The sequence below is a fragment of the Streptomyces sp. CBMA156 genome (genome assembly GCF_014596515.1).
In the GTDB taxonomy this organism is placed as follows: Bacteria; Actinomycetota; Actinomycetes; order Streptomycetales; family Streptomycetaceae; genus Kitasatospora.
This window is the reverse complement of record NZ_MSJQ01000436.1, coordinates 1-12,038: the sequence shown is the minus strand read 5'-3', so window position 1 is coordinate 12,038 and position 12,038 is coordinate 1. Positions and strand designations below refer to the sequence as shown.

Sequence of the window (12,038 nt, the reverse complement as noted above, 5' to 3'; positions counted from 1 at the left end):
GGGTCGGCCGGGCCGGCGGCCCCGAGGCCGCCGCCAGGGACGCCCGCTACGCCGCCCTGGACGGGGCCGCCGACCGCCACGGCGCGATCGCGGTGCTGCTCGGCCACACCAGGGACGACCAGGCCGAGACCGTGCTGCTCGGCCTGGCCCGCGGCTCCGGCGCCCGCTCGCTGGCCGGGATGCCGGCCCAGAAGGGCCGCTACCGCCGTCCGCTGCTGGAGCTGGACCGGGCGGCCACCCGGCAGGCCTGCACCGCCCAGTCGATCCCGGTCTGGGACGACCCGCACAACTGTGATCCCGCCTACACCCGCTCCCGGGTCCGCCACGAGGTGCTGCCGGTCCTGGAGAAGCACCTGGGCGGCGGAGTGGTCGAGGCGCTGGCTCGTACCGCCCGGCTGTTCCGCGACGACGCCGACGCCCTCGACCAGTGGGCCTCCCTGGCCGAACGCGACCTCCGTACGGGCGACGGCGCCCTGGACGCCGTGAAGCTGGCCGAGCTGCCGTCCGCGGTGCGCCGCCGGGTGCTGCGCCGGGCCGCGCTGCGCGCGGGCTGCCCGGCCGGTGACCTCTTCGCCCGGCACCTGGAGACGATCGACCTGCTGGTCACCGGATGGCGCGGCCAGGGCCCGCTGCACCTACCCGGGGGCGTCGAGGCGACCCGCAGGTGTGGCACGCTGGTCTTTCGGCGGCAGGGCGACTGACGGGCGAGGCATGCCCCGGGGGAGCCGGCCGCCGGCCACAAAGACCCCGAACGTTTGAGGACGTATCCCCGGTGGACCAGAACGACATGGGCGCTGACCTCGCGAAGGTGCTCATCAGCAAGGACGAGATCGACGCCAAGCTCCTGGAGCTGGCCGAGCGTATCGACCGGGACTACGCAGGCAAGGACCTGCTGATCGTCGGCGTCCTCAAGGGGGCCGTCATGGTCATGGCCGACCTCGCCAGGACCCTGCACTCGCAGGTCACCATGGACTGGATGGCCGTCTCCTCGTACGGTATGGGCACCAAGTCCTCGGGTGTGGTGCGGATCCTGAAGGACCTGGACACCGACATCGCCGGCCGTGACGTCCTGATCGTCGAGGACATCATCGACTCCGGTCTGACGCTGTCCTGGCTGCTGGGCAACCTGGGCTCGCGCGGCCCGGCCTCGCTGGAGGTCTGCGCCCTGCTGCGCAAGCCGGACGCGGCCAAGGTCGAGATCGACGTGAAGTACGTCGGCTTCGACATCCCCAACGAGTTCGTGGTCGGCTACGGTCTGGACTACGCGGAGAAGCTGCGCAACCTGCCCTTCATCGGCACCCTCGCCCCGCACGTCTACGGCGGCTGAGGGCCCCGTTCGGGCGACGGGCGGGAACAGTAGGCCGTTCCCGCCCGTTGGTCCGGGGGCAAGGAACCAAAGTCGTGTCGCAGTGCTCCCGCCACCGGTGGGTCCGACTGCGGTACGGTCCAATAAACCGCTCTTCACATGAGCACCAACCGGACGCGCCGCGGCCCAACAGCCCCCCGGCGCCGTTGAGTGGCAGGAGGGACGGGGCGGCAACGCCCCGCATGGATGGACGTCAAGCGATACTTCCGTGCGCCGATCATGTGGATCGTGCTGGCCGTCCTCGCCGTCATCGTATTGATGCAGGTCGTTTCGGATTCGAACGGCTACAAGACGGTGGACACCGGTCAGGTCGTCGCGGCGATCGATGCGCACAACGTCAAGTCGGCGCAGATCACCACCGGTGACTCGAACACGATCAAGATCCAGCTGAAGGACGGCGCCACGCTGCCCACCGCCGGTACGGGCAAGACCCCGTCCGGCACCAAGTTCCAGGCCTCGTACATCGGCGACCAGGGCGTCGCCATCGCCGACAAGCTCCAGGCCCAGGTCAACGACAAGGACCAGGGCACGCTCGCCGAGGGCTACACGATCAGCCCGGAGAAGCAGAGCACCTTCGTCAGCCTGCTGCTGTCGATGCTCCCGATCGTGATCATCGTCCTGGTCTTCCTGTTCCTGATGAACCAGATGCAGGGCGGCGGCTCCCGGGTCATGCAGTTCGGCAAGTCCAAGGCCAAGCTGCTCACCAAGGACACCCCGAAGACCACCTTCTCCGACGTCGCGGGCGCGGACGAGGCGGTCGAGGAGCTCCACGAGATCAAGGAGTTCCTCCAGGAGCCGGCCAAGTTCCAGGCCGTCGGCGCCAAGATCCCCAAGGGCGTGCTGCTCTACGGTCCGCCCGGTACCGGCAAGACCCTGCTGGCGCGCGCCGTCGCGGGCGAGGCCGGGGTGCCGTTCTACTCGATCTCCGGCTCGGACTTCGTCGAGATGTTCGTCGGTGTCGGCGCCAGCCGCGTCCGCGACCTCTTCGAGCAGGCCAAGGCGAACGCCCCGGCGATCGTCTTCGTCGACGAGATCGACGCCGTCGGCCGGCACCGCGGCGCGGGCCTCGGCGGCGGCCACGACGAGCGCGAGCAGACCCTCAACCAGCTGCTGGTCGAGATGGACGGCTTCGACGTCAAGGGCGGCGTGATCCTGATCGCCGCGACCAACCGCCCCGACATCCTGGACCCGGCGCTGCTGCGCCCGGGCCGCTTCGACCGCCAGATCGCGGTGGAGCGCCCCGACCTCCAGGGCCGGCTGGACATCCTCAAGGTGCACCAGAAGGGCAAGCCGATCGCGCCCGACGTCGACCTCTCGGCCGTCGCCAAGCGCACCCCCGGCTTCACCGGTGCCGACCTGTCGAACGTCCTCAACGAGGCGGCGCTGCTGACCGCCCGTTCGGACAAGAAGCTGATCGACAACTTCATCCTGGACGAGGCGATCGACCGCGTCGTGGCCGGTCCGCAGAAGCGGACCCGGATCATGTCCGAGAAGGAGAAGAAGATCACCGCGTACCACGAGGGCGGCCACGCCCTGGTGGCGGCGGCGTGCCCCAACAGCGACCCGGTGCACAAGATCACCATCCTGTCCCGCGGCCGGGCCCTCGGCTACACCATGGTGCTGCCGGAGGAGGACAAGTACTCCACCACCCGCAACGAGATGCTCGACCAGCTGGCCTACATGCTGGGCGGCCGCGCTGCGGAGGAACTGGTCTTCCACGACCCGACCACCGGCGCCTCGAACGACATCGAGAAGGCCACCGCCACGGCGCGGGCCATGGTCACCCAGTACGGCATGACCGAGCGCCTCGGCGCGATCAAGTTCGGCTCGGACAACGCGGAGCCGTTCCTGGGCCGTGAGATGGGCCACCAGCGCGACTACTCGGAAGAGGTCGCCGGGCTGGTCGACGAAGAGGTCAAGAAGCTCATCGAGAACGCGCACAACGAGGCCTGGGAGATCCTGGTCGAGAACCGCGACGTGCTCGACAACCTGGTCCTGGAGCTCCTGGAGAAGGAGACCCTGAACAAGGAGCAGATCGCCGAGGTCTTCGCGCCGATCGTCAAGCGCCCGGCCCGGCCGGCCTGGACGGGTTCCTCCCGTCGCACGCCGTCCACCAGGCCGCCGGTGCAGTCCCCGAAGGAGCTGGCGCTCACCAACGGCGCCGCCGCCGGTGACGTCCCCCAGGTGGACGTCGTGAAGCTCCCGCCGCTGCCGGCGACCGAGCCGCCGGCCGAGGGCTGACCCCCGCAGCAGAGGGAATGGATGCCGCGTCACCAGGGTTTGTACCCTGGAGGCGCGGCATCCGTGCTGTTCAGCCACAGTCTTCCGATACATAAGCGAGGCCCGCATGATCGATCCGGTGACGCTCGACGGTCCGCCCGCCGTCGGTACCTTCGACCAGAAGCGGGCCGAGAACGCCATCCGCGAGCTGCTGCTCGCCGTCGGGGAGGACCCGGACCGCGAGGGTCTGCTGGAGACCCCGGCCCGGGTCGCGCGGGCCTACAAGGAGATATTCGCGGGCCTGTGGCAGGAGCCCGAGGACGTCCTCACCACCACCTTCGACCTCGGCCACGACGAGATGGTGCTGGTCAAGGACATCGAGCTGACCTCGGTCTGCGAGCACCACCTGGTGCCGTTCCGCGGCGTGGCGCACGTCGGGTACATCCCGTCCACCAGCGGCAAGATCACCGGGCTGTCCAAGCTCGCCCGGCTGGTCGACGTCTACGCCCGCCGGCCGCAGGTGCAGGAGCGGCTGACCAGCCAGGTGGCCGACGCGCTGATGCGGATCCTGGAGCCGCGCGGCGCGATCGTCGTGGTCGAGTGCGAGCACATGTGCATGTCGATGCGCGGCATCCGCAAGCCCGGCGCCAAGACCATCACCTCCTGCGTGCGCGGCCAGCTGCGCGACCCGGCCACCCGGGCCGAGGCGATGAGCCTGATCATCGGCCGCTGAGGAGGCGCCCGGCCGCCGAAGAGGCGGCGGGGGCACCTCGCGCTCCGCGTGCGGCGGGGCCGGGGTGCCCGGGGCGTCGCGGCGCCCCGGGCACCCGCCGGGTGACCACCCGGCCCCCTGGGGCCGCCGGCCGTCCTGGCCGGCCGGCGGGTGATCACCCAGCTGTCCCTATCCGAGGTGCGAACCCAGCCATTCGAGTGAGGCCGGCAGCTCCCTGGTCCAGCTGTCGAAGTTGTGCCCGCCGTCGTCCAGGTAGAGCGAGTCGACCTTGAACCGGGGGTTGGCCGCCGCGGCCTTGGAGGCCTGGTCGACGAACTGGACGGTCTGCGGGTAGTCGCCCTCCGTGCGGGTGGAGACCACCAGCAGGTTGAGCGCGGGGACCGGCAGGTTCTGGAGCCGCCAGCCGAGGTCGTGCTGCTGGGTGAGCGCCTTGTCGCCGTTGAAGAGGTCGCCGCCGGTGTAGTTGTCCTGGCGCACGGTGAAGTCGCCGTGCAGGCTCGCCGCGCTGCCGTAGACGTTCGGGAAGCGCATCGCCAGCCGCAGCGCGCAGCTGCCGCCGGTGGAGTAGCCCATGGTGGCCCAGGAGCCGGCCGTGCGGCCGACCCGGTAGGTGCCGCGGATGGCCTCGGGGACGTCCTTGACGAACCAGGTCTCGGTGCGCGGCCCGCCGGGGACGTCCACGCACTCGGTGTCCCGGGACGGGACGACCGCCGGTCGCGCCATCACCAGGACGGTCGGCTGCATCCTGCCCGTGCGCTGCATCTCGATCGCGGTCTGGGCGAAGGGGAGCTCGTGGAGCAGGTTCAGGGTGGTGCCCGGGTAGCCGGCGATGGCCAGCAGGACCGGGAAGCGGGCCAGGGCGAGCTTCGGGTCGAAGTAGGCGGGCGGCAGGTAGACGAACATCTGGTCGGAGAAGCCCGTCTCCTTGCCGCCGACCCGGACCGACTCGATCCTGCCGACCTCCTCGGGCGGGCCCTTCGGCAGGTTGGTGATGGTCTCCAGGCCGCCCTCTGCGGTCGGCTGGACCAGCTCGTCGGAGACCGGGGTGCCGCCCTTGTGGTTCTCGTTGCCGGCCAGCGCGAGCTTGGCGCCGCCGGGGCCGAGCAGGTCGGCCCAGGAGGTGTAGAACCCGAAGGAGTTGTTCACCGACAGCGCGAGCACCGCCAGCACCGAGAGTTGAACCAGCGTCATGAGCCCGATCCGGCCGAGCACCGGTAGTGGGCGCTGCGGTGCCAGCCGGGGCCAGATCCACAGGGTGGTGGCTAGGGCTGCAGCGCCGAGTACGAGCAGCGAGTTCACCAGCGCGTCGCTGGTCAGTTCCATACCGTCGGCCTTCCGGTGGGACACTGTCGGTGCAGGCTTCATCGTCTGGCGATCCGTCAGGCCGGGCCACCGCGGCTAGGCTGTCCGGACGCCCGGGGCGGGCCGGTGGGGCGGCGGAAATCGCAGGCAACCGGCGCCCTAGAATGCGGCGTCCACCGTACGTAACGCGTCCCGGAGGACCCTGCCGCGCCACGCTGCGGCGGGCCCCCGGCTCCCACCGCCGGCTCAACCCGCAGCGCGACCACGGCCCCGGTTTACCGACCGTTTCCGGGTCCTTGGTATGCGCATTGCCTGATGAAGGAATAGGCATGAAGGTCCATCACGCGTCCTCCCCCGGAGTGACGGGACACCGCACCGCAGCCTCTACGCTGAGCTTCCATGAGCGTTCCCGTGTCCGTTGAGCCGAGCCCCGAGCAGCCGCCGCGCCGTCGCCGCGGCCTGCAGACGCTGCGTACCCAGGCGTCCGCCGTACCGAGGGCCTGGCTGCCGGGAGCGGTCGGGTACGTCTGTCTGCTGATCGGGCTCGTGGACATCGCCGGCGCGGTGTTCCCCAAGCTCCGGCACACCACGATGCACAACTTCGCGGGGCAGCTCCCGGGCGGCACCACCAGCCTGGCGGCGGTCGGCACGCTGATGGTCGGCATCCTGCTGGTGCCGCTGGCGCACGCGCTGCGCCGGCGCAAGCGGCGGGCCTGGCGGGCGGTCTGCGTGCTGCTGCCGGTCAGCGTGGGGCTGCACCTCGTGCGCTGGCACCAGATCGGCCCCGCGGTCGTCTCGCTCGTGGTCCTCGTCGTGATGCTGGTCCACCAGCGCGAGTTCTACGCCAAGGCCGACCCGCGCACCCGCTGGCGGGCGGTCGTCAACCTGGTCGTCATGGGTCTCCTCAGCGTGCTGCTCGGCCTGCTGATCGTGAGCACCAGGACCAAGTACGAGATCGGCCACCCCGGCCTGACCGAGCGCTTGCAGCACGTCGGGTACGGGCTGTTCGGCTTCGAGGGGCCGGTCCGCTACAACAACGAGCGGATGTCCGACCTGGTCGCCTACCTGCTCGGCGGGCTCGGCCTGCTGACCGCCTTCACCACCGCCTACCTGGCGCTGCGCCCCGGCAGGCCGAAGCCCGAGCTGACCGCGGAGGACGAGGAGAAGGTGCGCGGGCTGCTGGCCCGGCACGGGGAGCGCGACTCGCTCGGCTACTTCGCGCTGCGCCGCGACAAGAGCGTGCTGTTCTCGCCCACCGGCAAGGCCGCGATCTCCTACCGGGTGGTCTCCGGGGTGATGCTCGCCTCCGGTGACCCGGTCGGCGACGTCGAGGCCTGGCCGGGCGCGATCAAGGTGTTCATGGCCGAGGCCCGCGAGCACGCCTGGGTGCCCGCCGTGATGGGGTGCAGCGAGGTCGGCGGCGAGGTCTGGACCCGCGAGGCGGGCCTGGACGCGCTGGAGCTGGGCGACGAGGCGATCGTCGACACCGCCGCCTTCTCGCTCTCCGGCCGGGCGATGCGCAACGTGCGCCAGATGGTCAAGCGGATCGAGCGCAACGGCTACTCCTGCAAGGTGCGCCGGGTCGGCGACCTCACCGTGGAGGAGAAGTACCGGATCGCCGACGCCGCCGCCCGCTGGCGCGGCACCGACACCGAGCGCGGCTTCTCGATGGCCCTCGGCCGGTTCGGCGACCCGCTGGACGACGACTGCGTGGTGGTCACCGCCCACAAGGACCCGGAGGAGGGCGAGGAGGGCGACGACCTGAAGGCCGTGCTGCACTTCGTGCCCTGGGGGCCGGACGGCATCTCGCTGGAGCTGATGCGCCGCGACCGCGCCGCCGACCCGGGCCTGAACGAGCTGCTGATCGTCGCCGCGCTCCAGGCGGTGCCCGCGATGGGCGTGCGCCGGGTGTCGCTCAACTTCGCGATGTTCCGCTCGGCGCTGGCCCGCGGCGAGCGGATCGGCGCCGGCCCGGTGCTGCGCGCCTGGCGGGGGCTGCTGGTGTTCCTGTCGCGCTGGTTCCAGATCGAGTCGCTGTACAAGTTCAACGCCAAGTTCCAGCCCGAGTGGGAGCCGCGCTTCCTGGTCTTCCCGAGCACCAGGGACCTGCCGCGGATCGGCTTCGCGGCGATGCAGGCGGAGGCCTTCATCACGCTCGGCATGCCGCGCTTCGGCCGCAGGCGCCAGCGTGAGGGGCTGATGCCCGTCCCGTCGACCCGCGAGGTCACCGAGGCCGCCTGAGGCCCTTCGCCGCCGTCCGGGGCCCCCGCCGAGCATCCTCGGTGGGGGCCCCGTTCGATGGCGGCCCGCCGTTCGATAATGGGGAGCATGAACGATTCGCCGTCCTTCTCCCTCCCCGTCGGACTGCCGCGGCTGGAGCGCTGCGCCGTGATGGGTGTGGTCAACGTCACGCCCGACTCCTTCTCGGACGGCGGGATGTGGCACGACCCCGCCAAGGCGATCGCGCACGGCCTCGCGCTACGGGCCCGCGGCGCGGACCTGGTGGACGTCGGCGGCGAGTCGACCCGCCCGGGCTCGCAGCGGGTGCCCGAGGAGGAGGAGCTGCGCCGGGTGCTGCCGGTGGTGCGCGAACTCACCGACGCCGGGGTGATGGTCTCCGTGGACACCATGCGCGCCTCGGTCGCCGAGCAGGCGGTCGAGGCCGGTGCCGCGATCGTCAACGACGTCTCCGGCGGGCTCGCCGACCCGGCGATGGCCAGGGTGGTCGCCGAGACCGGCGCGCCCTTCGTGGTGATGCACTGGCGCGGGCAGTCCGCCGACATGGAGCGGATGGCCGTCTACGGCGACGTGGTGCGGGACGTGGTGGCCGAGCTGACCGGCCGGGTGGACGCGCTGCTGGCGGCTGGCGTCAAGGAGGACCAGCTGATCCTCGACCCCGGGCTCGGCTTCGCCAAGACCTCCGAGCACAACTGGGCACTGCTCGGCCGGCTGGACGCGCTCACCGCGCTCGGCCGTCCCGTGCTCGTGGCGGCTTCGCGCAAGCGGTTCCTGGGTACGCTGCTCGCCGACCCGGCAACCGGGGAACTGCGCCCGGCCCGGGAGCGCGACGACGCGACGGCCGCGGTGTCGGTGCTGTCGGCCAGGGCCGGAGCCTGGGCGGTACGGGTGCACGACGTGTCCGGTACGGCGGACGCCGTCCGGGTGGTCGCGGCCTGGCAGCACGCGGCGCGGTTGGGGTGAGGGAGGGTCTGTGACAGGTGACGGCAGGTTGAGCGGCGGTACGGCCGGGCGGGCCCGCGAGACGGACCTGGAGGCCGTGCTCGCGGCGAACCGGGGGCTCTACGAGGCGCTGGAACGGGGGGACCTGGAAGCGGTCGAGAAAGCCTGGCTGGGCGCCGCGGACGCCGACGACAAGGGCGGCGTGGTGTGCGTGCACCCGGGCTGGCCGGTGCTGCGCGGCCGGGCCCAGGTGACCCGCTCGTACATGCTGATCATGATGAACACGGAGTACATCCAGTTCTTCCTGACCGATGTCGAGGCCGAGGTGCACGGTGATGTGGCCCTTGTCACGTGCACCGAGAACATCCTGTCCGGCGGTGAGTCGGAGGAGGAGGGGGAACTCGGGCCGCTGGTCGGCGGAAAGGTCGTGTCGACGAATCTGTTCCGTCGTACCCCGGCCGGGTGGAAGCTCTGGTCGCATCACGGTTCACCCGTTCTGACCAGCGGGGACGACGACGAGGAGAGCTGATTCCGGCGACCGGGGAAATGCCGCGCCGGGAAGTCATCCGGAATTTCCGACCGGTCACCGAACGTTCACGTCAATCGCCATACCGGTGCGCGTGGCGTCGGTTCGTGCCGGGTAGGACGGTCAGGCGTTGTCCGTGCTCGCGGGTAGATTCGAAACGGAGTGGCGGGCGTGCTGCCCGCCTTCACCCTGCCCGTCCATGCCTTTCTCCGGGCGGGGTCCGTCCGACTGGGAGCAGTGATTCGTTTGCTGGACCGCGTCACCCTGCGGGGGCTGCGTGCCCGGGGCCACCACGGCGTCTTCGAGCGCGAGCGCGTCGAGGGACAGACCTTCGTGGTCGATCTCGTGCTGTACCTGGACACCCGCCCCGCGGCGGCCGGAGACGACCTCACCCGCACGGCGCACTACGGTCTGGTGGCCGAGGAGGCCACCGCGATCATCGCCGGGGAACCGGTCGACCTGATCGAGACCCTGGCCCAGCGCATCGCCGACCAGTGCCTCAAGCACGAAGCGGTCGAGGAGGTCGAGGTCACGGTGCACAAGCCGGACGCCCCGATCACCGTGCCGTTCGACGACGTGACCGTGACCATCCACCGGGGCCGCGCATGACCCCCGCCGCGCCCCCGGATTTCGATGTAGAGGACATTCTCCGATGAGCACCAGCGACCCGACGGCCACGCCGAACGCGTTCGACCTGGAGAGCCGGGTGGACTCCGCCGACACCACGCTGCACAGTCAGCACTGCGCGGTGATCGCGCTCGGCAGCAACCTGGGAAACCGGCTGGACACCCTCCAGGGCGCCGTGGACGCGCTCGCCGACACCCCGGGCCTGAGGATCAAGGCCGTCTCGGCGGTGTACGAGACCGAGGCCGTCGGCGGGCCCGAGGAACAGCCGAACTACTACAACGCGGTCGTGGTGCTGCGCACCTCGCTGCCCCCGCGGGACCTGCTGGAGCGCGGCAACGCCATCGAGGACGCCTTCGGGCGGGTGCGGACGGTCCAGTGGGGCCCGCGCACCCTGGACGTCGACATCCTGGCCTACGAGGGCGTGCTGAGCGACGACCCGCAGCTGCTGCTGCCGCACCCGCGCTCGCACGAGCGGGCCTTCGTGCTCGCCCCCTGGCTGGACGCCCAGCCGGAGGCCGAGGTGCCGGGGCACGGGCGGGTGGACGTGCTGCTGGACGGGCTGGGCGGCCCGGGCGCGCAGGGCGTGAAGCGCCGCGAGGACATCCGGCTGACGCTGCCGGAGTAGGCCTCGGGGCTGTCGGTCAGGGAACTCGGCCGGGGGCCCGGCCGTACGAGTAGGTGTCCGTCGTTCGCGCGGGTGCCCGCCCGGCCGGGCCCGGTACGGTGGCCTGGCGTCGCCGTGCCGGGCCACCGGGCGGCCGGCCGGCTCCGGTACCAGGGAAGGACCCCCTCCGAGTGAAGCTGCTTCGCCTCCGTCTGCTGATCGGCATCACCGCGGCCACGACGGCGCTGTCCTGGGCCGGCTCCAAACTGTGGGCCTCCCTGGACACGCTGCCCGCCGTGCCGGCCGCGGCGCCGGTGGTGCTGGCGGCGGTGGCGGTGATCCTGCTGGCGACCGCGCTGTCGTTGCGGGCCCGGCTGAAGGCGGTGCGCGAGCGGCAGCCGGGCGCGAAGGGGGTCGACCCGCTGCTGGCGGCCAGGGCGGTGGTGCTGGGACAGGCCAGCGCGCTGGTCTCGGCGGTGGTCACCGGCGTCTACGCGGGCGCCGGGATCTACCTGCTGGGGGAGCTGGACGTGTCGGCCCGCCAGGACCAGGCCGTGACGGCCGGGCTCGCGGTGCTGGCGGGGGCGGCGGTGATCGCCGCGGCGCTCTGGATCCAGCACGTGTGCAAGTTGCCGGAGAACCACGACGACCCGGGCGGCCAGGCGGCATCGCACCGCTGAGCCGGGCGGCCGTCGTGATCTTGCGTGAGATTCCGGGCACGTGCGGTAAAAACCGCACCCTGTCAAGGGCGGAAGGGGACCCTGGGCTGACACGCCCCCAATTCGCACGCTAGTTTCTTGGACATGTCTCGCGGACGCCACCGTCATTCCTCCGTCCTCGGCCGGGTCTTCCCCCCCACCGCCGCCGGCGTACTGCTGGTCGCCGCTCTGGCCGCACTGCTCTTCAGTCAGGACACCGTCCTGGTTCGCTCGGTGGGTGTCGCGACGGTGATCGCGACGCTCGGCTTCGCGCTGCTGCTGCGCCAGCGGGACAAGGCGGCCAGGGCGGCCGCCGAGATGGCCTCGGCCCAGCGGCTGCGCGCCGAGGAGCGGTTCGAGGAGCAGCTGGCCGAGGCCGAGTACGCGGCGGAGGTCGCCGAGGAGCGGGCCACCAGGTTCGGGCGGCGGCTGACGGCGGAGAAGTCGCGGCTGGCGAAGGCCGAGACCGAGATCGCCCGGCTGCTGCGCGAGCGGGCCGTCGCGGTGGCCGAGCAGGCGCTCAAGGAGGCCGAGGCGACCCAGAAGGCGCTCGCCGCGGGCCGTCCGAGGTACCCGGCCAGCCCGGCCGCGTACGTGCGGGCGGCGGCCGTGCTGCGGCTGCTGGAGCGCCGCGCGGCGGAGCAGGAGGAGCAGCGGGCTCGTACGGCGGGTGCGGAGGTCGCGCTGCGGGCGCCCGCAGCGGGGGCTCCGGTCGTCCAGGCCGCCCCGGCGGCTCCGGTGCCCGCTCCGGTGGCCGTGCCGGCCCCGGTGGCGCCCTCGGT

At 71.7% G+C, this 12,038-nt stretch carries 12 protein-coding genes; 11 read left to right on the top strand and 1 reads right to left on the bottom strand.

What is annotated here, in order from left to right:
* From tilS to folE, 4 genes are all read left to right on the top strand, one after another.
* Nucleotides 1-701, top strand: a 701-nt coding sequence (tilS, locus tag BU198_RS39370) for a tRNA lysidine(34) synthetase TilS (RefSeq protein ID WP_188301527.1), incomplete at its 5' end; no start/stop codon positions are given.
* A 71-nt stretch (nucleotides 702-772) separates the two neighbouring features.
* Entirely contained in the window at nucleotides 773-1,327 is a 555-nt protein-coding gene (hpt, locus tag BU198_RS39365) for a hypoxanthine phosphoribosyltransferase (protein ID WP_049654051.1), read from the top strand.
* Nucleotides 1,328-1,552: 225 nt separating this feature from the next.
* Nucleotides 1,553-3,607, top strand: coding sequence for an ATP-dependent zinc metalloprotease FtsH (gene ftsH / locus BU198_RS39360; RefSeq protein ID WP_188301526.1), 2,055 nt, complete (start codon nucleotides 1,553-1,555; stop codon nucleotides 3,605-3,607).
* A gap of 106 nt (nucleotides 3,608-3,713) precedes the next feature.
* Nucleotides 3,714-4,319 carry a GTP cyclohydrolase I FolE gene (gene folE, locus BU198_RS39355; protein ID WP_030309924.1) on the top strand — a complete coding sequence of 202 codons (606 nt, stop codon included), beginning with the start codon at nucleotides 3,714-3,716 and terminating at the stop codon, nucleotides 4,317-4,319.
* Between the two features lie 168 nt (nucleotides 4,320-4,487).
* On the opposite strand, the gene BU198_RS39350 is transcribed toward folE, so the two are convergent.
* On the bottom strand, nucleotides 4,488-5,642 hold the full coding sequence (locus BU198_RS39350; protein ID WP_188301525.1) for an alpha/beta hydrolase: 1,155 nt from the start codon (nucleotides 5,640-5,642) through the stop codon (nucleotides 4,488-4,490).
* Nucleotides 5,643-6,020: 378 nt separating this feature from the next.
* Between BU198_RS39350 and BU198_RS39345 the strand changes: the two genes are divergently transcribed.
* The 7 genes from BU198_RS39345 to BU198_RS39315 all read left to right on the top strand — a co-directional run.
* Nucleotides 6,021-7,862 (top strand): phosphatidylglycerol lysyltransferase domain-containing protein, encoded by a 1,842-nt coding sequence (locus BU198_RS39345; RefSeq protein ID WP_188301524.1) that lies wholly within the window; start codon nucleotides 6,021-6,023, stop codon nucleotides 7,860-7,862.
* Nucleotides 7,863-7,940: 78 nt separating this feature from the next.
* Nucleotides 7,941-8,822, top strand: a complete 882-nt coding sequence (folP, locus tag BU198_RS39340; RefSeq protein WP_188301523.1) for a dihydropteroate synthase — start codon at nucleotides 7,941-7,943, stop codon at nucleotides 8,820-8,822.
* 28 nt (nucleotides 8,823-8,850) lie between these two features.
* Nucleotides 8,851-9,330: a nuclear transport factor 2 family protein gene (locus tag BU198_RS39335; RefSeq protein WP_188301522.1), complete on the top strand. Its 480-nt coding sequence runs from the start codon at nucleotides 8,851-8,853 to the stop codon at nucleotides 9,328-9,330.
* Nucleotides 9,331-9,576: 246 nt separating this feature from the next.
* Entirely contained in the window at nucleotides 9,577-9,936 is a 360-nt protein-coding gene (gene folB, locus BU198_RS39330) for a dihydroneopterin aldolase (protein WP_188301528.1), read from the top strand.
* A 43-nt stretch (nucleotides 9,937-9,979) separates the two neighbouring features.
* Nucleotides 9,980-10,579 carry a 2-amino-4-hydroxy-6-hydroxymethyldihydropteridine diphosphokinase gene (gene folK, locus BU198_RS39325; protein WP_188301521.1) on the top strand — a complete coding sequence of 200 codons (600 nt, stop codon included), beginning with the start codon at nucleotides 9,980-9,982 and terminating at the stop codon, nucleotides 10,577-10,579.
* 170 nt (nucleotides 10,580-10,749) lie between these two features.
* Nucleotides 10,750-11,238: a DUF3180 domain-containing protein gene (locus BU198_RS39320; protein WP_188301520.1), complete on the top strand. Its 489-nt coding sequence runs from the start codon at nucleotides 10,750-10,752 to the stop codon at nucleotides 11,236-11,238.
* Nucleotides 11,239-11,361: 123 nt separating this feature from the next.
* A partial coding sequence (locus BU198_RS39315; protein WP_411293289.1) for a hypothetical protein occupies nucleotides 11,362-12,038 on the top strand: 677 nt, incomplete at its 3' end.